Annotated in this window: 18 protein-coding genes and 1 other RNA gene; 11 read left to right on the top strand and 8 right to left on the bottom strand. The window is 40.5% G+C overall.

Translation table 11 applies throughout. From position 1 onward, the window contains the following. Positions 1 to 2: 2 nt before the first annotated feature. Entirely contained in the window at positions 3 to 1,085 is a 1,083-nt protein-coding gene (locus QPX86_RS01480; protein ID WP_220752437.1) for an efflux RND transporter periplasmic adaptor subunit, read from the bottom strand. A gap of 229 nt (positions 1,086 to 1,314) precedes the next feature. On the opposite strand from QPX86_RS01480, the gene QPX86_RS01475 reads away from it, so the two are divergent. The 4 genes from QPX86_RS01475 (at position 1,315) to QPX86_RS01460 (ending at position 4,408) form a co-directional block, all read left to right on the top strand. Continuing rightward, positions 1,315 to 2,259, top strand: coding sequence for a LysR family transcriptional regulator (locus tag QPX86_RS01475; protein WP_285163890.1), 945 nt, complete (start codon positions 1,315 to 1,317; stop codon positions 2,257 to 2,259). Between the two features lie 222 nt (positions 2,260 to 2,481). Next, on the top strand, positions 2,482 to 2,910 hold the full coding sequence (locus tag QPX86_RS01470; RefSeq protein ID WP_285163889.1) for a hypothetical protein: 429 nt from the start codon (positions 2,482 to 2,484) through the stop codon (positions 2,908 to 2,910). A gap of 153 nt (positions 2,911 to 3,063) precedes the next feature. After that, positions 3,064 to 3,759: a HupE/UreJ family protein gene (locus QPX86_RS01465; protein ID WP_285163888.1), complete on the top strand. Its 696-nt coding sequence runs from the start codon at positions 3,064 to 3,066 to the stop codon at positions 3,757 to 3,759. A gap of 37 nt (positions 3,760 to 3,796) precedes the next feature. Further along, on the top strand, positions 3,797 to 4,408 hold the full coding sequence (locus QPX86_RS01460; RefSeq protein ID WP_285163887.1) for a hypothetical protein: 612 nt from the start codon (positions 3,797 to 3,799) through the stop codon (positions 4,406 to 4,408). 148 nt (positions 4,409 to 4,556) lie between these two features. On the opposite strand, the gene QPX86_RS01455 is transcribed toward QPX86_RS01460, so the two are convergent. From QPX86_RS01455 to QPX86_RS01445, 3 genes are all read right to left on the bottom strand, one after another. Continuing rightward, a complete protein-coding gene (locus QPX86_RS01455; RefSeq protein ID WP_220752442.1) occupies positions 4,557 to 6,686 on the bottom strand; it encodes a bifunctional 2',3'-cyclic-nucleotide 2'-phosphodiesterase/3'-nucleotidase in 2,130 nt (709 codons plus the stop codon). 1,100 nt (positions 6,687 to 7,786) lie between these two features. Continuing rightward, positions 7,787 to 8,092, bottom strand: a complete 306-nt coding sequence (locus QPX86_RS01450; protein ID WP_220752443.1) for a DUF3144 domain-containing protein — start codon at positions 8,090 to 8,092, stop codon at positions 7,787 to 7,789. Between the two features lie 346 nt (positions 8,093 to 8,438). Then, positions 8,439 to 10,775, bottom strand: a complete 2,337-nt coding sequence (locus tag QPX86_RS01445) for a patatin-like phospholipase family protein (protein ID WP_285163886.1) — start codon at positions 10,773 to 10,775, stop codon at positions 8,439 to 8,441. A gap of 558 nt (positions 10,776 to 11,333) precedes the next feature. Between QPX86_RS01445 and QPX86_RS01440 the strand changes: the two genes are divergently transcribed. Then, a complete protein-coding gene (locus QPX86_RS01440; RefSeq protein ID WP_220752445.1) occupies positions 11,334 to 11,666 on the top strand; it encodes a TM2 domain-containing protein in 333 nt (110 codons plus the stop codon). Positions 11,667 to 11,906: 240 nt separating this feature from the next. After that, the gene (locus tag QPX86_RS01435; protein WP_220752446.1) at positions 11,907 to 12,164 is read left to right on the top strand and encodes a YdcH family protein; all 258 of its coding nucleotides are present in this window, start codon (positions 11,907 to 11,909) and stop codon (positions 12,162 to 12,164) included. Positions 12,165 to 12,247: 83 nt separating this feature from the next. Here the strand turns inward: QPX86_RS01435 and rbsK are convergent, their stop codons facing one another. After that, positions 12,248 to 13,183, bottom strand: a complete 936-nt coding sequence (gene rbsK / locus QPX86_RS01430) for a ribokinase (RefSeq protein WP_285163885.1) — start codon at positions 13,181 to 13,183, stop codon at positions 12,248 to 12,250. A gap of 72 nt (positions 13,184 to 13,255) precedes the next feature. Beyond that, positions 13,256 to 14,188 (bottom strand): pyrimidine-specific ribonucleoside hydrolase RihA, encoded by a 933-nt coding sequence (gene rihA / locus QPX86_RS01425; RefSeq protein WP_285163884.1) that lies wholly within the window; start codon positions 14,186 to 14,188, stop codon positions 13,256 to 13,258. 313 nt (positions 14,189 to 14,501) lie between these two features. Between rihA and QPX86_RS01420 the strand changes: the two genes are divergently transcribed. The 3 genes from QPX86_RS01420 to QPX86_RS01410 all read left to right on the top strand — a co-directional run bounded on the left by QPX86_RS01420 (position 14,502) and on the right by QPX86_RS01410 (position 17,733). After that, on the top strand, positions 14,502 to 15,785 hold the full coding sequence (locus QPX86_RS01420; protein WP_220752449.1) for a carbohydrate porin: 1,284 nt from the start codon (positions 14,502 to 14,504) through the stop codon (positions 15,783 to 15,785). Positions 15,786 to 16,399: 614 nt separating this feature from the next. Then, entirely contained in the window at positions 16,400 to 16,738 is a 339-nt protein-coding gene (locus QPX86_RS01415; protein WP_285163883.1) for a DUF3302 domain-containing protein, read from the top strand. Next, positions 16,738 to 17,733: an HlyD family secretion protein gene (locus tag QPX86_RS01410; RefSeq protein ID WP_220752451.1), complete on the top strand. Its 996-nt coding sequence runs from the start codon at positions 16,738 to 16,740 to the stop codon at positions 17,731 to 17,733. The genes QPX86_RS01415 and QPX86_RS01410 overlap by 1 nt, the downstream gene beginning before the upstream one ends. Positions 17,734 to 17,826: 93 nt before the next feature. Here QPX86_RS01410 and rnpB read toward each other — a convergent pair. Beyond that, an RNA gene (gene rnpB / locus QPX86_RS01405) (RNase P RNA component class A) lies at positions 17,827 to 18,188 on the bottom strand. An 80-nt stretch (positions 18,189 to 18,268) separates the two neighbouring features. After that, complete coding sequence (rsmI, locus tag QPX86_RS01400) at positions 18,269 to 19,111, bottom strand: 16S rRNA (cytidine(1402)-2'-O)-methyltransferase (protein ID WP_220752452.1); 843 nt, start codon at positions 19,109 to 19,111, stop codon at positions 18,269 to 18,271. Between the two features lie 89 nt (positions 19,112 to 19,200). On the opposite strand from rsmI, the gene QPX86_RS01395 reads away from it, so the two are divergent. Both QPX86_RS01395 and QPX86_RS01390 read left to right on the top strand, forming a co-directional pair. Next, the gene (locus tag QPX86_RS01395; protein ID WP_220752453.1) at positions 19,201 to 21,024 is read left to right on the top strand and encodes a penicillin-binding protein activator; all 1,824 of its coding nucleotides are present in this window, start codon (positions 19,201 to 19,203) and stop codon (positions 21,022 to 21,024) included. Between the two features lie 10 nt (positions 21,025 to 21,034). Further along, a complete protein-coding gene (locus QPX86_RS01390) occupies positions 21,035 to 21,370 on the top strand; it encodes a YraN family protein (RefSeq protein WP_220752454.1) in 336 nt (111 codons plus the stop codon). The last annotated feature ends 60 nt before the right edge of the window (positions 21,371 to 21,430 follow it).

The following is a 21,430-nucleotide window of genomic DNA, read 5'->3' as shown; positions in this document are numbered from 1 at the left end:
GTTTACACACCTCGTTGCCAACGTAAAGGTTTAACAGCTTGCGCTTCAGCAAGGTACTGCACACCAGCGACAACAACTTGATCACCAATATTGATGCCTTCAATAATTTCTATACCTTGGGTTGTAACATTACCTATGGTCACTAGGTGCTGATTCACCGTACCCGTTTCGTCACTGTATAACCAAACAACATCTTGACCATCTGCATCACGCTTAAACACAGCATTGGCAGGAACAATTGCAGTGATAGAGCTTGGCTCTGTCCCAGTCACATCAATACTCACCTCAGCGCTCATGCCAGGTAAAACAGTGATAGATTGCGGCCGTGGCAAGGTAAATACCACTTCATAGGTTTGAGTGCCTTGCGTAATTTGCGTTGCATGTTCTTTCAATTTTACTGGGTATGCTTTTTGAGGATTATTAGCAAAGCGCACCTGAGGAATAAAACTAGAATTAGGATTAAATCTCGTTACCGTGCTCGCTAATGATTCAGGTACTTGAATCACCACATCAATGTTGCTGTCTTTTTGCAGAACTAAAATGGCTTGGTTCGCTTGTACCATCTGATAGTTGTCCATATCAATTTTGGCAATTGTGCCTGTGTATGGCGCTTTCAAAACTGTGTAACTTAATTGATCTTTTGCATTCGCAAGATTCGCTTCAGCTGATTTAAGCTGGGCCTTTGCTAAATCATACTCAGCGGCAGAAATAAGCTCACGTCTTAATAACTCACCTTTGCGCTTGAAGTCAGCTGCCGCAAGCTCATGATCGGCTTCGCGGTTTAATAACGTGTTACGTGCATCTCGATCATCAAGGCGTGCAAGTACAGCCCCCTTTCGCACTTGCTGCCCTTCAAATAACGACAACTCAACTAAATGACCTGAGACTCGAAAAGCAAGGTTAGCTTGTTTAGTCGCAGCGACCTTTGCTGGGAAAGCGCGAATGGAGCCAGCATTAACATCTGTCACTGTTAGCAATTTCACTGGCCGAATTGTCGGTGGAGGCGTTTCAATAGACTCAGCAGTACAACCCGATGTCATCAGAATGAACAATAAAAGTGAAAATGGTAGTAGGAGGTGTTTCATTTTCGAATTCCCAATAGCGAAACAAAGTCATGTAACCTTGATGTAAACAGGGCGCAAAGATACCAGTGATTATGGTTGAGTAAAATGGAATGATCTGGAACTATAGGTTCCATTAAATGAAACTATATTTGCTTGCTATATACAGAGTTGTGTGTGCAAACTGATAATAGATAGTCAGGACTTTGTTAACGCTATGGATAAGTTAAATACAATTTAAAGAGTCATCTAGATGAAAACTGAAGATATTTCGCTGTTCCATAGAATCGTTGAAACCGGCAGCCTTGTTGAGGCTGCAGACATTTTGAACTTACCTAAATCAACCTTGAGTCGACGCTTACAGGCATTAGAAGATGAATTATCGGTAAAGCTTTTTCACCGCCAAAGCCGCTCAATGACATTAACGGCATCGGGCAGTCACTTTTACGATAAAACCACTTCAATGATGTCTTCATTAGAAGAAACCTTGTCAGAACTGACTAATGAGAAAACCGATGTCGGTGGTCATTTACGAATTCTTGTCTTCCCTATTCCTGAGTTATTGCAAATAACCCAAGGCATTTTACATTTTATGGATCTGCATCCTTCCATCACAGTTGAAATTATTGTCAGCGCCGAACCTCAAGATATGATCCGCAACAATATTGATTTGGCGTTTATGTTGGAAGATTCATTTAATGAAAATGAAATGGTTGCTAGGCACATCATGAGCGAGACAGTGCATTTTTTTGCAAGCCCTGAATACCTTGCCCGAGCTGGAACGCCGCAAACCCCTGAAGAAATTAGCGAGCACAATTCAATTTTATTTCGATACCCAAACGGACGAATATTTAATGAAGTCCCATTCGGCCAGGACATGGTTTTATCAGTAAAAGGGAATTTATGTGTCAACAACCTCTCTGTTTGCTTAGAAGCCACTTTAGCAGGAGCAGGTATCGCCATGATGCCATTACCTTTTTGCCAAGATTATGTCAAAACAGGTCAATTAGAAATGCTATTCAAAGACTCAGCCCCTTATGAAGGAAAGTGCTATTTAGTCTACCCGTCGAGACGATACATCAGCCTTGCAAGTCAACGTTTTATTGATCATATGCTCATTGAGCTAGAAAACTGCTCACAAACGGGAACCTGTAATCAAATAGCTAAAATCCGCGGTGCCATTAAACCGTTAATCTAAGTAAGTTAAATAATCAAAATTGGCACCTAAAACCTAACAATAATAAGACGCTAAATCGCCTTTATCTACTGGCGGTTAGCGACTAATTCTGCTTTAATCGGCTAGCTTAGATATCAATCTAGCCATCAATAAACCAATAAGCATGAGCCAACAGAGAAACATAAACTGACCGATAAGTCTTATCAACAGCGCTCTTTGCGAGTCGCTAATTCACCATCATCAATGACGCTACTTATTGTGTTATTGGTACTCTTGTGTCAGTTTTCCACTAGTAGTGCTGCTTTTTCAGTGCAATACCCTCATGGTGAACACCCATCAGGTAGTCAGGTGAATCATCATCATGGTCATTTTTCTCACGAAGATAACGAACACGCAAATTCACCTGTCCACCAGCATTCGCACCAAGGCGAATTACGCTTTAATGCGACTGAAACTCAACAAGATATTCTTGAATCTACTGCCACCGATACAGTTTTGCTCGATAGTACACAAACCGATCACGAACACAGTAGCCATTCACATGCTCCATCACACCCTCCTATAGAGTCAGTGTTTGTGGCAGAATTTACTCATACCAGCACCATTAGCGATAATAAAACGGCTTATGCTACCGTGCATTACGCGCCACCAATCCCACCACCACATCAATAAGTCGATAGCCGTTTTAAACGAATCATGAGTGTGTATCGAATCAAGGTTAAATAACCTCGATAGCTTTCACTCATTTGTGCTGTATCACGTCTAGATTAAGCTGAATTCATCGGCCGTTTACGTAGATACTCAATGACTTATTGGAGTAACACAATGAGCCAAATTTTGGCAAATACCTTAAAGGTATCTTTGATATTGCTAGGGTTAATGACATCATTTTCAATTTATGCCCACGGAGTGGATGAAACTACTCGACAGTTTTTAACTCAAAACCAAGGGGTATCAATTCTACCCTTTATCTATATTGGCGCTAAACATATGGTGACGGGTTACGATCACTTACTGTTTCTTGTCGGGGTGATTTTCTTTTTATACCGCACCAAAGATGTATTGCTGTATGTCAGCCTATTTACCTTAGGCCACAGTGTTACCTTACTCTGGGGCGTATTTAACGACATCAATATTAATGCTTATCTCATTGATGCCATTATCGGATTTTCTATCATCTATAAAGGGTTTGATAATCTTGGAGGCTTTAAGCGTTTAGTGGGATTTCAGCCTAATACCAAACTCGCTGTGCTGATATTTGGTTTATTCCATGGCTTCGGGTTAGCGACAAAAATTCAAGAATTTAACCTGCCACAAGAAGGCCTTATTGAGAACATTATCGCGTTTAATGTTGGTGTAGAAATAGGTCAGTTTATGGCATTGGGGTTGGTATTAATTGCCATGAGCTTTTGGCGACGTAGTCCCAGCTTTACACGGTTTTCCGTCGCGGCCAACACAGCACTGATGAGTGGCGGCGTCATGCTAGTCGGATTTCAGTTAACAGGCTACTTCGTTAACTAACCAATAAGAATAAACAGACAATTTGAAAGGAATTACCATGCAACATTCTGACAATAATGACGTGCAAGTGCAGTCAACCGCAACGTTAATTAAAGCCTGCGTTATAGCAATTTTAATTGGCTCTGTAGTTCTTTTGATAGCCATATTACCGGCCGAATACAATATCGATCCTACAGGGTTAGGTAGCGCAGCGGGGCTAACTAAAATAGCTCAAGCTGCCAATTATAAAGACGGTAATGTGCCCGAGATGACTCAAAGTAAAGACATTGAAAAATTAGTGATTATTGATGCGCCAACCGTAAGCGAAATTAAACAAAATCGCATCGACGCTGGCACTCGTGCTGATGTCATCGACATTACCATTCCAGCGAATAAAGGCTTGGAATATAAACTGTTATTAAATCAACATGGTCACTTTGAATATGAGTGGAAAACTGATGGCACAGCATTATTTTTTGACTTCCATGGTGAGCCACAAGGTGACACCACTGGCTATTACGAAAGCTATGCGATTACGACATCGAACCAAATGAAAGGCTCATTAGTCACCCCATTTGCAGGCAACCATGGTTGGTACTGGAAGAACAACACCAGCAGCCCAGTCACAGTGACCTTAACCACGAAGGGCACCTATAAAATTAAGGGTTAAATTAGTTAGAGGAATTTGCACTTATAAATAAGATCAATTTAGTGGCAATAAAAAGCCCTGCTTATTGCTAAGCAGGGCTTTTGTCGCTTCAGTTAATTGTTTCTAGTATCCATTTAACGTCAGTTGATAAATTTCTGTCTGCTAAATATTACTTAGCTGCACAGTTGAACTCACCGTTGTAGTCAAAGTTAAAGTTGTAGATAGTGAAACCAGGTGAACCTTCTTTAGTGCCTTCTTCTTTATCAGTTGAAAGACCAGTAATTTCGTTGGTCGCACAACGGAAACCTTCTTCAACAGTTGCAGAAGCAAATGACACGCTAGTAGTATTTGGCGCTTCAAGCTGGAATACTTTCGCGTTAGGGAAAGCAAGCTCAGTGCCTTCTTGTTCAGCTAAACGGTCAGCTAAGTAGAACTGAACTAATTCACGGTTAACAAACGCAGCTTCTTCTTTTACAAGAGTAGCATTATCAACACCAGGCATGCTTGTATTAGATGCACGGTAATTGTTGGTAATTACATAGATTTCTGCATCATCAGCAATTTCAACACCGCCGTAAGTCAGGCTTGTTAACTGCTCATTTTCAGTTTCTGTGAAGCCAGAGTCTTCAATGATAAACTTAGACTCATTTTCAACGTTAACAGTGTACTTAAGTAAACCTTCACCCTCTTCGCTGAATCCACCAAAGAATGCGTCAAAGTTATAACCAGGGAATTCTTCTACTAAGAAGGTTTCACCAGCAGATAAAGGTAGGCTACGGTAGGCATTAGAGTTAACCCACTCGATCCAACGCTTCATATCTGCACCAGTCATTTTTAAAACGGCTGGAGTGTTGTTATCAAATACATAGATATCAGCAACAGATGCGTTAGTTAGCTCACCTTCTTGAATGTTGGTGTAGTCTTCAGGGCCGTTACGACCAGACTTAAATGGCGCTGATACTGATAGGAATAACGCATCTTCAGATGCATCAGCAAACTCACCTTCAGCTTTCCACTTGTTTAGTTGATGAAGCTGAGCTTCATTCACTACTTGAATTGATAAATCAGGCACTACTTGTGGGAAGAAGCTGTTCATGTTGACGTCGATTTCTGCAATCGTTTCAGCCATAAACTCAACTGTACCTTCATGTTCAGTGACAACTAAATCTTCAATTGCACCATCAGAACCTTCAACTAAAGAGCGAAGCTCTGCCGTTGAATGGTTATGATCTACAGACCAAGTTTCACCATCATCATTAGAGGTAAGTTTTAAATCAATAACACCTAGTTTCGCGCCCCAATAACCAGGCATAACAGCAGGAATGCCATTAATTAGACCTTTTTCAGCGTCAACACCTGGGATATCACCGTATTCACCAGTTGAGTTAGGGAAGTCACGATGATCGTGGCCGAACATAATGGCATCAATATCGTCAACATGCGCTAAATGAAGAGAAGCATTTTCAGCAAACTCATCATCATTGTTGTTCAAACCTGAATGCGGGATTGCAACAATCACGTCTGCGCCTTCAGCTTTCATCATTGGTACATAATATTCAGCTGTTTTCTTAATATCAGAAACAACAACATTACAGACTAAGTGAGATGCATCCCAACCCATGATATCTGGTGGAGTGAAACCAATCACACCCACTTTTACAGTATGTGCTTGACCATCATCTGCTATGAATTCGCGCTCTAAAATCACGTATGGGTCATATAAACCTTCAGCTTTATCGTAGAAATCTTCTGTAATGCGAACTTCACACTCATCAGTTGCATTGCTCACTTTTTCTAACGAGTCATCAGTTTTCCAAACGTTGGCAGCAACATATGGGAACTCTGAACCTTTAAGTGCTTCATCTAAGTATTCAAGACCATAGTTAAATTCATGGTTACCTAAGTTAGCAGCGTCATACTCTAAGTGGTTCATTGCTTTGTAAACAGGGTGAGTTTCACCTTTAAGGTGATCAGCCCCAAGCGCCGCCATGTAATCGCCCATTGGGCTACCTTGGATTAAGTCACCGTTGTCAAACAACATGCTATTAGCCACTTCTTTGCGCGTTTCTGCAATCACTAAAGAAGTACGTGCTAAGCCCCATTCAGGTAAGTTAGCTTCGTTATCAGCTTGGCTAACAAAGTAATTGTAAGGCATTACGTTTGTATGGATATCAGTGGTTTCCATTAAACGAAGATCGATACTAATAGTATCTTTTTTATCGTCAGATGAATTACTACAACCAACTAGTGCTGCTGCAACGCTTGAAACAAGAAGAAGCTTCTTAGCATTAAATTTCATGTTTACTCCAAAGGATTGTTTGATTTCTTTCACTCAAATCATTACCGCCTATTTAAGAATTAACTAATTTCCAAATAAAGCAGTAACTATTAACTAATTTTGTTGACGCTATTAAAAACGTCGATAAATTAAATAAAATTAATAAACAAGTAAAGAGAACAACGAATCTAAAAAAGAAGTAAATTAACAATAAATCACCCAATTAATTCCACAATAGCTTTTAATAAAGAAATAAAAGCAAAATATAAAACTACATAAAAAGCACAAATTACAGTCAATAAAATCCACCAGTAAAGTTACAAAAATATTAAACCAAGTAAGAATAATTTATTAAAAATGACGTAAAGATGTTTTTAAAGTTAAATCTATCTGAGTTAGCCATAAAATCTTAAGTATTCACAAAATGATAAATATCGACCAACAGCCAGTTTAATGTCCTCCTGAATGAACACACCCACAAAGAAGGCAACAAAAACCAAAAAAAACATAATGATAAATAGGAACGCAGAATTTAAAAGTTACATAAAATTTAGTTTATAGTAATTTTATTTTTCTCAAAATAATAAAGAAACATCATTTGCAGATATTTTAAACAATAAATATTGGGGCGAAAGATAGAAATGATCATTAACTTTCAGTTCTGACTGAATCATTAACGATTGTAAAAATTGAATTGGGCCAAATTCAACAGTATAAATAACAGAATTTAGATTATTTAATTTTTATATAACACGCAGCTTTAACATTGGCACAAAGTAAACTCTGCACACAAAAAACCAGTAGAAAACCTTTTGGCAACATTTCACTATAAAAATCAAAATAATATATGCCATTTTTATTTCAAGTTTAATAGCCAATGTCGAACATGAAAAATTAATCATTATAATATTATTATGTTCTCATATTTACCTTTCGAACAAATGCAATAAACTAAAAACTAAAACTAACAATCCATAATTGAGAACACTGTTATCATAGAAGGAACTAAAGAGTAAATAAGAGTTGAATGACACAAAAAATAAAACCACTACTAAATAGATTAATAGTGGCTTTATATATTAAGTTAGCGACAGGTCTAACGCACTAACTTAAATAGGGTCTTACTTTTGTGTTTTGCGGTATTGGTCGAAATTAGCAATATAGTCATCCATATTACCTTCAAGCATCTTGCGATACTCTTCAACGTAATATTCCATCATTTCTGATTTTTTCTGCTGCATTTGTTCTGCCGAAGAAAAACCTGTTGAACCAAACCAAGCATTATATCGAGTTAATGCATACATAAATGAAGCACTAATTTCACCAGTCTTAGTTTCAGGATCTTGGTTATGGTTATTGGCAACTTGAATGATTTCGTTAGCGCGATCGAAAAAAGCCTTATTTGGCATTTGGTTTGATTCTGACATGCTTAGGTCCCTAATAATGAGATAGTAATAAGACAATAATGAGCCGACATATTTCCGGCGAGCCATATCTTTAGTGAGATTAACCTACGTGCTTTTACGCCTTCAAACCGTAATATTGTTCACACTCTGCAGTTGTAAGGGTTGATAACTGTGACCCGCATCATTTTGTTGGCAATCAATCTCTATTTTACTCAGTTTACAACCCTGAATTTCAACTGCCACAAATCAAGCTTAAGCTGTTGATCATATCAGGCAATTCAGAATGAACTGAGTTTTCATAAACCAGCAACTAAAGTTAGTGACAAAGGTTAATAGCAAAGATTAGTTGCTTAGACTAACCACTCGTTTAAAAGGTTTTACCTAAAGTTAAATAGACTGTTTTATGATGCTGATCGTTAAAGCCTATTCCGAGTACTGCAGGTCCGAATTCTGTTTCAGTGCCAATAAAAATACTCGACGCATATATCAAATCATCTAAATCGCGCTCATTTTTAAATTGCCAAACATTACCAGCTTCAGCCGATGCACCGATATAAATAGGTATAGCTTTCCCCCCTATCCCATGCCAGTCAATTCGGTATTGATATACCAGTGAACCGTAAGCAAGTTGTGACCCTACAAGCGCATCATTATGTAAGCCTGATAAATTGAGAAAACCACCGAGTTTTTGGGTATGTATAAGGCTAATTTGATTGCTATCAGTTCCACTAAGATTGACTTTACCGATGACAGTATGCTGATTAATACTTTGAGCATGTTTAAGGACAAAATCATAATTGAACAGTTCAGTATCACCTAACACCTCCCCTAATAAAGGAATAATGACAGGATCTAACTGATCTTTGTTAAAGGCACCTTTCAAGTAAAGCAAAGTACCTTCACTCGGAAAACTATAACTGTCTAAAGAATCATAACTTATCAGCGCAAAGCTTGAATAGGTATCATAGTCGATATCTAATTTAAGCGACGAAGCCCCCTCAATACTGCCGGTTTCAGCCGAAAATCCGAGTTCAAAAATCATGTTGTTAGCCACATTAAACCCAAGTGCCATACTCAGGTTATGAGCAGTATTATCGGTGCTTAAACCGCGTTCATTGTCCCAGTAATAGAGTTGCTCTTCTTGGGTAAGTTGATAGCGAGTTTTCCAATAATATGTATCTAAGTCATCTAATGGTAAACGGTATTCTGCAGCCAAGAGTTTTTCGCGACCTGAAGTAAGCTCCAAACGTAACTGTCCATCGGTGCCTGCGACGTTATTCATCGAATACATCAAATCAAGTTTGAGATCCGACACCTCAGCAAAGTCTTCTTCCCAGGAAAAACCGATATCAAAAAAATTGGGACCCCAGCTTTTTCGCTGTGTTTTTAGTATCAACTCTTTGCCATCATTTGCATGATCTATCGTTTCTACTTCTACCCGCTCAAACTCATTTAGCGCATACACTCGGTCAACTGCCGCTACAATATCCTCAGTATCAGGGTTATCGCCAGCTGAAACGGCTAAAGCGGACTCGATTTGTTTCGTGTTCACTTTACTGTTATTCACGAGTGTCACTTGAGTAATAGGTTGCTGCTGAAAATCCAGTAAAGCATGCTTATAGGCTAAACGCTGTGATTGATACTCTTGATAATATTCAGCGCTTAATTGAAGTGGTAATAATTGCTGCTTTAAAGAGGTAGCCGCTTGCTCACCTTTAATAAACCCAAGGGGCATAGTGCTGAAATCCGTAGTGTCTAACTCACTGATGTCAGGACGAATAAGAATATCTTGGGGTTGAAGGTTGTCGATTTGCTCTAGTGCATTCGCGCGAGTCATAATCGTCGATAACTGACCGAGTATGGCAAAGCTGTCTTTTAGCTGTTCCTTTGGCGCAAGTTCAGCGCCGATATCAATAGCAATCACGACATCTGCGCCCATTTCTCTGACTGTATCAGCAGGCATGTTACTTACCATTCCTCCATCGGCAAGGTACTTACCGTCGATTTCAACGGGCTGTAAAATACCCGGCACAGAAGCCGATGCATGCATTGCAGTGAGCAAATTACCCGACTCAAGCACCACCGCATTACCTGTACTGATATCTGTCGCAATCGCTTTAAATGGAATAGCTAACTCATCAAACGACTTCTGCTGAGGCACTACCCCTGCGGAGCGAATATATAAATTCCCCATCGTTTGCCCACGCAGTACCCCCTGAGGCATGAGGAGCTCCCCATCTAACGAGCCAAACTCGAAGGGTAAATTAAAGCGGTCAAAATCCTGTTTATCATGATAATTTAGCGCCTTGCGAGGCACGTTGTCGTCAAAGCCACTAGTCCAATCTAAGCCTAACATGATGTTTTCAATATCATCGGCGCTATAACCCAATGCGTATAACCCGCCAACATATGCACCAATGCTGGTTCCTGCAATGTAATCTATCGCTATGTTATTGGCTTCTAAGTAACGCAGCACACCAACATGTGCAGCCCCTTTAGCACCACCGCCACTGAGCGCCAGCCCCACTTTTAATCTAGGTGTAACGGATAAACCCAGTAAAGGAGGTTCAGCTTGAGATATAGAGTTATTAGCTACCACTTCGAGCTCTTGGCCAGATACTTGCGGTAAATAACAACTAAAGACCAAAACTATACATTTTGTACAAAGGGCTAATGCTTTTTGCCACCAAGAAATCTGTTTCAATTGAACAACACCTTAAAAATTTGAAGGCGCTATTTTACGAGAGAACATGATGAGGAAATAAGGAGTGTTTACGAGTTTTATTGTCTCGATAATCAATACAATAAATGCGACATGCTGTTATCTAAAGCTCACACTTTACTATTAGATAGTGAACTTTGCGGATTGATTACCTATTCAATAATGAGTGATACGAGTAAAACCTCCAAAATAGTCTTAATACATATCACATTTAGGACAAACAAAATTAACAAGCGTACTGTTTAAGCACAAATTCAGCTTTAATTTCTGGCTCTTTATTACAGTCTAGCTTGGTATGACAAAAATACTTCACTATGAAAGCCACCAGCCAACACCAAATAAAAAACACATTATTTACAGTAAGATAAAGTTATAATTTAATTTACATTTGGCGACCGATAGCATTTACATATCTCTATTTAAGTAATTTATCTTCGTTAACGTATTATTTATTTTAATAGTGAGATCTAGAACACTAGAACTGAGCGAACACATGTACTCATAATGCTTCATTAGCAATATTGACCATTGGAGTTTGTAATGCCTCAGATAGCTTGTTCACAATGCAGCCAAAAAATCGATTCTAACCACATTACCTGCCCTCAATGTCAGGCGATTCAGGGGTTAGAAGCACTTTCAGGCATTGACCCCAATATTCGTATTAAGAATCAAAAGTTTGCAATATGGTTTGGTTTCTTATTCGGCGGCTTAGGTTTGCATAAGTTCTATTTAGGCCAACATCTAAAAGGCAGCCTTTACTTAGTATTCAGTTGGACTTTAGTGCCAATGGTCATGGGCTGGGTTGATTCAATTCGCACTATGAAGATGAGCTCATTTAATTTTGAACAGCGGTACAGCAAACGGGCTATTTAGCTCATTGTTTTTAAGCTTTTTAGTTAGCACTCATTTGCATCAACTGTCATCAACGCCTTGTTAAAAACTAATGAGGCGTTTTTAATCTTCACTGTATTAAAGCACCCTTCTTTACCCGCATATTTTTTGCTACCTAGATCGCTAAACCATTCAAACTTATCCCTTTGTGAAACTTCATAGTGCTATAGTGACTTTAGCTTTAAAGCAAAGAGTTTCAATTAACCATTTCAAGGATTGCCTATGTTAAATGAGAATCACGCACTTATTTTCGACTTTCCAGAGTTTAAGAAAGACATTGTTTACTTGAACCATAAAGACAAAGAGTTTGAAGCTTTATCAAAACAGTATCATTTACTGGATTATGAAATACGTGAGTTAGAAGTTGAAGGAAGCCCAACCGATGACGAGCATATGCACCAACTAAAAGTACAACGTGCAAATTTGAAAGATGTGTTGTTTCAAAAATTAAAACAACATCACGATCAAGAATCGAGTTAACCACTTTCAGTTACACCTATTATAAGGGGATAACTTCCCCTTATTGTTTAAAATATAAATCCAGTTCAAATACCAAGTATACTTTAAACAGTCCTTTCGTTTGTAACCTCTGCTCGATAAGGAATACCCCGCTGCGCACCATGGCGAGTAACAGCAATAGCCGATGCTTTATTGGCGAAAATAACAGCCTCCTTAATAGAACACCCTTCATCTAACGCAACCATTAAGCCGCCATTAAACGTGTCTCCTGCCGCAACGGTATCTATTGCAGTTACAGCAAATGCAGGGATTAGCTCACTCATTATTTCTTTGGTGGTTTGCACACTCAAATATGCGCCTTGGCTGCCCAAAGTAATCACAACTGTATTGATACCATATCCATGTAATTGCTCAGCAGCTTTGGCTGCTGATGCTGTATCAGTCACCTTGATGTCTGTTAAGGCTTGGGCTTCAGTTTCATTCGGCGTGATGATATCCACAAGTGATAATAAGGCTTTAGGTAAATTAGCAGCAGGTGCGGGATTTAAAATAGTGGTGCAGTCATGTTCCTTAGCCAATTTTAACGCTGCTAAAACGGTATCTAGCGGCGTTTCAAGTTGAATTAACAAGTAACTTGCTTGAGCAAATTTGTCTTGTTGCTCTGTTATATGTTCTGGCGACAAACAGGCATTGGCTCCCGCGACTACACCAATACTGTTTTCTCCTGAACTACTGACAAAAATCATCGCTGTGCCTGTGCTTTGCCCAGCGATGCCGTAGCAACCAGAAAGCTCAAGCTCATCTTTTTGCCAAGCTTTGCGCATCAATTCGCCATTGCCATCATCACCCAATGCACAGATAAAATCGACCTGTTGAGTTGATGATTTAAGTCGAGTTGCGGCAACAGCTTGATTAGCCCCCTTGCCACCCAGTTCAAGGCGATAATCCCGACTCAGCAAGGTTTCACCTGCTTGAGGTAATGAATCAAATGCCAAGACATGATCTGCATTTGCGCTACCAATCACTAATAATTTATTCATAGCTACCTTTAATCCGGTTGCAAACGATAGTATGCAACCGAAGTTAATCTGACTCGACTAATAGTCATTTACTTAATACTTTTCTAAACAGTCTACGATAAAGTCTACAAACCCGGGGCGATCAATATTAAACATCACTTTAGCGTTATGAGGGTTGCTAGTAAGTTGGTATCTATCAACCACCGTCATACCTTGGGTATATTCACCTTTGGTTTCTATTCCCACCCAACAATCTGTCGTTGTAAAGAGCTCTGGTTTAAGCAACCATGCAATGGTGCAAGGGTCGTGCAAGGGCGCCCCTGTAAAGCCCCATTTAGGGTCGCGATGATAAATCATGAAGAAATCGAGTAACTCAGCGACACATTGAGCTACTGGGTTATCAATTTTCCGAATACGTTCAATATCTTCATCCATAATTTGCGCTTCATGTGTCACATCTAAGCCGCACATAACAATCGGAAGTTTCGATTTAAATACAATATCCGCAGCTTCTGGGTCAACGAAAATATTGAACTCAGCAGCTGGAGTCCAATTGCCTGCACCTGCCGCGCCGCCCATCAATACTATGCTGTGAATATTGGCATGCAGCTCGGGATAAGCCGTTAAGAAAATAGCAATGTTAGTTAAAGGCCCCGTGGGAATTAAGGTCACAGGAGTATCACTTTGACGCACCTTTTCAGCAATCAGTTCAATTGCGGTTTGCGCCACAGGAGCAAATGCAGGATCAGGTAGTTTAGGCCCATCAAGACCCGATTCACCGTGAACATTATCTGCAATAATTAACTCACGCGCTAAAGGCTTAGGCGCACCTGAAGCAACGGGGATATCGTGTCGACCCAATAGCGTTAACACACGTAAAGCATTATTCAGTGTTTTGGCTTGAGTTTGATTACCTGCACTCGTGGTAACGGCTAGTACGTCGAGTTCGGTTGAGCTTAATGCGAGGATTAGCGAAATTGCATCATCATGTCCGGGATCGCAATCAAGAATTACAGGGCGCTTCATGGCTTACTCCTTTTTTAGATGAGCTCAAAATTATCATGAAAGAAAGCTAAGAGAGGTGATATTCATCTAAGAATGATGAAGATGTTGAAGTTGGATTTTTGAGAAAATAGAAACGATGCCAATGAATAAGACCAAAGGCCTACCACGTTTTCGACATTGGTTGGCTGCACTTCGCTTTATGCCATAAGCGTGATCTATATCACCTAGATAAGCAGGTTAATAACAGCACCCAGGCGCAAACATCCTATTAGCAAAACCTTAAAAATGATAACATAGACCTCACATTCCTTAACTCCCCTCCATAGGAAATATGATGACTCGTTATACACTTGCCGCTTCTTGTATTGCTTTAGCGTTATCAGCTAGTGCCAATGCAACCACCGTTGAAGAAGAACTAAAAGCCCTCAAACAACGTATCGAACAATTAGAAGCACAACAAAAAGAAGCACAAAAACCACAAGCAACTGAGCTGCTACAAGTTGAGGTTGTTAATGAAGTTGTCAATGAAGTTGAGATAGTTGAAGAAACAGAAGCCAAAGTTAATTTTGGTGGTGCTGTTCGTGTCAATTACTCCTATGAAGATTTCAATGATGCCAATGCCGATCGTGGTGGTGATTTTGACTTTGACCTATTCCGTATTGATGTATCTGGCAGTTACGGCGACTTAATCTATTCAGCTCAATACCGTTGGTTTGAGTACATGAACGTAGTGCAGCACGCTTGGATTGGTTATAACTTTGATGAAAATCAACAAGGTAAAATCGGTGTCACCCAAGTGCCATTCGGTATGCTGACTTACGCATCAAACAACTACTTTTTCAGTTCTAACTTTTATCTGGGTCTTGAAGATGACCACGATATGGGCCTAAATTACACCTATAAAAGTGATGTTAACCAATTTGACTTAGCTTTCTATAAAAATGATGAGCAAGGCGGTATTGATGGGTTTGTATCTGATCGCACAGACCGCTACGCCTATGACGTTGTTGGCATTCGCTTAGATGGCGAAGATGCTTATGACGCGCCAACAGCAGGTTATGAAGCTGGCGAAGTGAATACCTTTAATTTACGTTACGCCCACAATTTTACCTTTGATAAACTGGGTCTTGAGCTCGGTGGCTCAGTACAAGCAGGTCAATTGGAAATAGCCAATGGCACTGATGGTGACAATTTTGCGGCAGCGATTCACGGTATTATTGATTACGATCGCTGGAACGTGAAATTACAGGTTACCGATTATGCCTATGACGTTGACGGCATGGACGTTGACCGTATTGTCGTTGCAGCTTACCACTTCTATGACTCTATTCCAGCAGAAGCGACGACCTACATCGCTAACGTAGCATACAGCCTGCCGGTTGATTTTGGTCCAGTATCTAACTTAACTTTTTATAACGATTATTCATTGGTTACAGGTAAGTCTGCATCACTTGAAGACACCTTTATGAATGTTACAGGTATGGCGGTTTCTGCAGGCGGTTTATATACCTACTTCGATTATGTGGTTGCCGAAAACCAACCCTTCATTGGCGGTACTATGGTTGGTGATGGTGATACGAATAAACGCTTCAATATTAACTTTGGTTACTATTTTTAAAGTATCGTTTACTGACAGTTCATTTAGCTGACAGCCCAAAAGCCCGCTTACGTTGCAATAGCGGGCTTTTTATTTTGCATTCAACCGCATTATTTCACTAACAAATGTCGTCACTACCCTTGCCACCAACTGAAAGCACACGATAAGCGCCCATAAAAATACTATTTTAAAACAGTTTGCTCATCAGCTTAGGTAACTCTTCTCTCGTAAATACAGGAGACCATTCAGAACAGTGGCAAATATGAAGATGAATATCATGAAAAGTAAAATTCTGGCTTTGCAGCCAACTTACCAGCTACTGGTTTGATTACATAGACAATGCTTCATTTTTAATATCGATAATGGCTAATATTAACTAGCCGATTAAGTATAGCTTAATTGGCTTTTAAGTCTGGCTCTATCGATGACTTTTCTGCTCATTGCTAACCTAAGCTCCACGTCAAGCAAACTGCTTTTCGAATGGAAGAGAGAGTCTGTAGAGCAGAGTTAACAAGTCAAATAGTTCCTGATTTAACTCCAAGTCACCAGACGCAGTTTTTGCTATCAATTATGGAAGACTCTCTCAAAGAAACGGAAAAGGATTTCCTCCTAAACCTTACTTTGAGAGAGTAACTATGAATTTAATATTAGATTATGCATCGCTAGCAATCTTACTGCTGGTTATATTGATTTTGATATATGGCCTTATCGCCATTTACGATATTCCATTTGAAATTGCCAAAAAACGCAATCACCCACAACAAGAAGCGATACATGTCACGGGCTGGATAAGTTTGTTTTTCATGCATGCACTGTGGCCTTTGCTATGGATCTGGGCTATGTACTATGACCCTAAAACTCAAGGCGAATCAGTGAGAGGGCTCACCTTAAGCGAACAGCAGGATTTACAGCGCCAGCTCAATGACCTGAAAGCAGATGTGGTCACTCTGCAAAACACGGCAGGAGAGGCTTAATGGAAACACTTATATTGTTAAGCTACATCAGCTTATGCGTCATTGCCTTTCGGGTATTCAAACTACCTAAAAATAAGTGGACCCTCACAACTGCGGGTGTCATTGGCATATTTCTTATGGGGTGGATATTTCTGTATATGGCGATGTACCAGCCAGTATCTCGTATGGCAAGGGTATACAGCGTGACAACGCCAATCACCTCACAAATTAGTGGACTAATCACCGAGGTGTATGTAAAAGATAATCAGCCGCTTACCAAGGGACAAGCGCTCTACCAGATTGATAAAATACCTTTTCAGGCACAAGTTGATCAGTTATCAGCGCAAATTATCGAGACAGATGTAAAAATCAGCTTCTTAGACAAAGAACTCAAGCGCTATGAAGATTTGCAGCTATCTCAGTTCTCTTCAGATGAGAAAATCGATAGCCTCAATACTAGGTTGATCGACGCTAAACAGCAAAAAATTAGTCTTCAAGCCAGCTTAGAAGAAGCGCTGTTTAATCTGGAAAGTACCACTGTTGTGGCACCAACCGACGGCTATGTCACTCAGGTTAGACTGAGACCCGGTATGAAAAGCCGCACAGTTCCCTTTCAGGGAAACCTCACGTTTGTACATGATGAAGAGAAGCAGATCTTTGCCGCTTTCAAACAGATGCCAGCGAGATATATAAAAGATGGTTATGCCGCCGAAGTCACTTTTAGCACTATTCCCGGCCATGCTTTTAAAGCCAAAGTAGTACAAATTAACGATATTTTTGCTCAGGGCGCAGTAAGCCCTTCTGGCAACCTCATTCAACCGGAAACAAACCACCAACCCGGACGCATATTAGTGAAAGTTGAATTAGAGCAACCAGAACTGATAGCCAATATGCCGCTGCCTGCTGGTACTGATGCCCACGTGGCTGTTTACTCACCAAAGTGGAAAGCATTTTCAATTATTAGAAAAGTAATATTGCGTATGCAAAGCTGGCAGAGCTGGGTATTTGAAGGCTAATCGCTACAGCAATAATAAATTATCAATGCCTACCTTTAAACACTGACAACAAAAAGCCCGCTTATCTTTCGATAAGCGGGCTTTTTGTTTTATTAGGTGAGTTGGCCGATAAGCCGGGTCCTGTCTTGGACAGTTATTCATCTAGGCCTGCAATCGCTCACAGGCTCAAGCGACCTACCCGGTCCCAACGCGAGCAGCGCATTAACTTACCTAAGTAAGCAGTGGGACCCTATTTGGTCTTGCTTCGGATAGAGTTTACCTTGCAACCAACTGTTACCAGTGGTCCGGTGCGCTCTTACCGCACCCTTTCACCCTTACCAACCGAAGTTGGCGGTCTTCTCTCTGCTGCACTTGTCGTCGGTTTACACCGCCCAGGCGTTACCTGGTATCCTGCTCTTTGAAGCCCGGACTTTCCTCCCCGTTCTTACGAACGCAGCAACTGTCTGGCCAACTCGGCGCGGATTATAGCCTAACCACCAGCAACACTCCAACATAAAGATAGTTAAATAAGTTTAAATGCTAGCTAACGCTCAAATTAAAGTCCGATCTCTAATCCATGCTTATATAAGGCATTCTTTTTCAAACCATAAATTTGGCCCGCTACAGCGGCCGCTTTTTTTAATGGCAATTCTTCACATAGGATTTTTAAAGTATTAATCACAGTTGTTGAAAATTCTGACTCCGTTTCAGTGCGATGCCCATGACACATTAAAACAATTTCGCCACGCTGCTGATTGGGGTCATCTTTCACTTTCTGCAGCACTTCACCTGCTGAACCTGATAAAAAGGTTTCGAAGGTTTTAGTCACTTCACGCGCCATGACAATTTCGCGCTCTTCACCTAATGCGACAACGATAGATTCAAGACTGTGCACAATACGATGCGGTGATTCGTAAAAAATCAGTGTACGTGGGTCTTCTTTTACAGCCGCTAATTTATCTAAACGACCTTTCTCTTTTGACGGTAAAAAACCTTCAAAAGAGAATCGGTCAGACGGCAGTCCCGATGCGCTTAACGCGGTAATAGCAGCACATGGGCCAGGTAAAGGAATAACATCAAATCCTGCTTCACGCACTTGTTTGACTAGGTGATAGCCAGGATCTGAAATCAATGGCGTACCGGCATCGGAGATTAACGCGACGGCCTCACCGAAACCTAACTTCTGAATAATCCACTGCGCTCTGTCACGCTCATTGTGATCATGCAGTGCAGTTTTACGGGTTTCGATTCCGAAATGACTAAGCAGTTTTCCACTATGGCGCGTGTCCTCGCAAGCAATCAATGAGACATTGTTTAATACCTCGATCGCGCGGTTGCTGATATCCCCTAGATTGCCAATGGGAGTGGGAACGATATAAAGTGCGACCGATAGGTCCATAACTACCTCTGTATTGAATATCATCAAGACTTTCGCCAAGTGAAAGAGCAGGTTAAACTAGAGACAGCATCTTACCAGAGTGAAGCCCTGTGTTAAAAAGACTGATTACAACAAAATTCGTTTTCGCAGCCATTTTGTCTACTGTATTATTTGGTTGTGCAACCCAAACGACTGATAACAAACAAGCTATTGATAATTCGTTAGCGACTGTCACTCAAACTGCAAATATTTATTTATCTGCAGCGAGTAACAGTGAGCAGCCACAAGACCGCGATAGATATTTACTATTAGCCGCTCATGCCTATGTCAATGAAGGCAACGTCTCTGCCGCTGATAAATTATTGAGCTCAATGAAGCCGAATTTACAGCCTGAACCGAGTCTACAAGCCGAGTGGTTGTATCTTTCTGCAAGAGTCGCTGAGCAAACGCGTTCAGATGCTGATGCACTAGCTATATTAAACTATCCGAGCCAATGGAATTTACCTAACTGGCAACGTGTGACTTATCATCAATATAAAGCGCGGCTATTTAATCAAACCAAACAACCGATTGATGAATTACGCCAGCTAAGCTCGCTGAGTTTGTATTTACCGAAAGAACAAGCCTTTGAGGTTAATGACACGATTTGGAGAACATTGCATCCACTTCATGAAGAAACCATCAAAAGCTTTATGAATGATACCACTAACCCAACCTTCTCAGGTTGGTTACAGTTAGCCTACATTGCTAAGCATTATGCAGTTGATCCATCACAGCTCGTTCGTTATCTAGGCGAGTGGCAACAGGCTAACCCAAATCACCCAGGGGCAGTTAAACTTCCTTCTGATTTAGAAAAAGCCCTTAATGCTAAACCTTATAAGCCTCAAAATATTGCGGTAATGCTGCCGCTTACAGGGCGACGAGCTGCAGTTGCCGAGCCGATTCGACAAGGCATTTTAGCCAGTTACATGGCTGCATATGATGATCAAATCGAACTTAACTTTTTTGATACTAATTTAGGTGTTGAGCAGGCTTATCAAGATGCGATTAAAGCGGGCGCCGAGTTTGTTATTGGCCCATTACTACCAAATGCTGTAGAAGAAATGCAAAACTTGAATGATCAAGGCTTAATGACCATTCCACAGCTTTATTTAAATCAAACTGAAACCTTTACCGCCAATAACGACCAATTTTATTTTGCGCTGTCTCCAGCACAAGAAGCCAGTGATGCTGCCCAGCGTTTATTTAATGATGGCATTAGTTTGCCACTGTTATTAGTCAGTAATGACTCTACAGGTAAGCGCATGGCGGAAAGCTTTAATAAGAAATGGCTTGAGCTGACTGAAGAAAACGCCGAGATTCATTATTACGATGGTGGCGATCAAATGAAGCTCACCGTACAAGAAGCTCTTGGCGTTAAAGATAGTCAGGCTCGTATTGCCCGTATGAAACAACTGATTGGCAATAATATTGAAGCGGATTTTCGTTCACGTCGTGATATCGACGCTATTTACATGATTTCAGCTTCTAAAGATTTAGTACTGCTGAAGCCTTTTTTAGATGTTAACTTCAGTGTGTTTGCCGACCCTGTAGCGCTTTATACCACCAGCCGCAGTCGATTAAGTGGTAACTCGACTCAGTCAGCACAAGAGCTTAATAATTTGATGATCAGCGATATCCCTTGGTTAATGGGTACTAATCCTGAAACCACCATGGTGAGTCAACTATGGAGTAACTGGAATAATGGCCAAAAGCGCTTATATATCATGGGTTATGATTCACTAGAACTTGTGAGCCGTTTAGCACAAATGCGTGCATTCCCTGGTTATCAATTTAACGGCCGCAGTGGCGCACTATCTGTAGATAATGACGGTGTTATTGAGCGCACATTGAGCTGGGGCAAATACCAGCGAGGACAACTTCGTCCTTTATGAGTCATCTTTTATGAACGGATCTAGCCAAGGACAACACGCTGAGTCATTAGCACGAACTTACCTAGAACAACAAGGTCTACAGTTTGTGACTCAAAATCAGCGTTATCGTTTTGGTGAAATAGATTTAATCATGCGGGATAAACAATATTGGGTCTTTGTTGAGGTAAAATTTCGTTCATCAACCCAATTTGGTGGCGCATTAAATGCGTTATCTGCTGCACAAATATCGCGTATCAGAAAAGCAGCAGAGCAATATTTACAAACAAACAAAATCAATGCCCCATGCCGCTTTGATGTGATTGCCTTCAATGGCCAAGACATACAATGGCTGCAAGGGTGTTTTTAAATAGACAATTTTAGCTATAATGCTGCCAAGATAGTGATTTAAGCATGATAGCAACACTTT

Origin of the sequence: Shewanella goraebulensis, from assembly GCF_030252245.1 — a bacterium.
Lineage (GTDB): Bacteria > Pseudomonadota > Gammaproteobacteria > Enterobacterales > Shewanellaceae > Shewanella > Shewanella goraebulensis.
This window is presented reverse-complemented; position numbering and strand designations above follow the sequence as displayed.

Excerpts from the sequence above, each read along its gene's own strand:
- QPX86_RS01480 (WP_220752437.1), bottom strand. The coding sequence starts at position 1,085 with ATGAAACACCTCCTACTACCATTTTCACTTTTATTGTTCATTCTGATG.
- QPX86_RS01475 (WP_285163890.1), top strand. The coding sequence starts at position 1,315 with ATGAAAACTGAAGATATTTCGCTGTTCCATAGAATCGTTGAAACCGGC.
- QPX86_RS01470 (WP_285163889.1), top strand. The coding sequence starts at position 2,482 with ATGACGCTACTTATTGTGTTATTGGTACTCTTGTGTCAGTTTTCCACT.
- QPX86_RS01465 (WP_285163888.1), top strand. The coding sequence starts at position 3,064 with ATGAGCCAAATTTTGGCAAATACCTTAAAGGTATCTTTGATATTGCTA.
- QPX86_RS01460 (WP_285163887.1), top strand. The coding sequence starts at position 3,797 with ATGCAACATTCTGACAATAATGACGTGCAAGTGCAGTCAACCGCAACG.
- QPX86_RS01455 (WP_220752442.1), bottom strand. The coding sequence starts at position 6,686 with ATGAAATTTAATGCTAAGAAGCTTCTTCTTGTTTCAAGCGTTGCAGCA.
- QPX86_RS01450 (WP_220752443.1), bottom strand. The coding sequence starts at position 8,092 with ATGTCAGAATCAAACCAAATGCCAAATAAGGCTTTTTTCGATCGCGCT.
- QPX86_RS01440 (WP_220752445.1), top strand. The coding sequence starts at position 11,334 with ATGCCTCAGATAGCTTGTTCACAATGCAGCCAAAAAATCGATTCTAAC.
- QPX86_RS01435 (WP_220752446.1), top strand. The coding sequence starts at position 11,907 with ATGTTAAATGAGAATCACGCACTTATTTTCGACTTTCCAGAGTTTAAG.
- rbsK (WP_285163885.1), bottom strand. The coding sequence starts at position 13,183 with ATGAATAAATTATTAGTGATTGGTAGCGCAAATGCAGATCATGTCTTG.
- rihA (WP_285163884.1), bottom strand. The coding sequence starts at position 14,188 with ATGAAGCGCCCTGTAATTCTTGATTGCGATCCCGGACATGATGATGCA.
- QPX86_RS01420 (WP_220752449.1), top strand. The coding sequence starts at position 14,502 with ATGACTCGTTATACACTTGCCGCTTCTTGTATTGCTTTAGCGTTATCA.
- QPX86_RS01415 (WP_285163883.1), top strand. The coding sequence starts at position 16,400 with ATGAATTTAATATTAGATTATGCATCGCTAGCAATCTTACTGCTGGTT.
- QPX86_RS01410 (WP_220752451.1), top strand. The coding sequence starts at position 16,738 with ATGGAAACACTTATATTGTTAAGCTACATCAGCTTATGCGTCATTGCC.
- rsmI (WP_220752452.1), bottom strand. The coding sequence starts at position 19,111 with ATGGACCTATCGGTCGCACTTTATATCGTTCCCACTCCCATTGGCAAT.
- QPX86_RS01390 (WP_220752454.1), top strand. The coding sequence starts at position 21,035 with ATGAACGGATCTAGCCAAGGACAACACGCTGAGTCATTAGCACGAACT.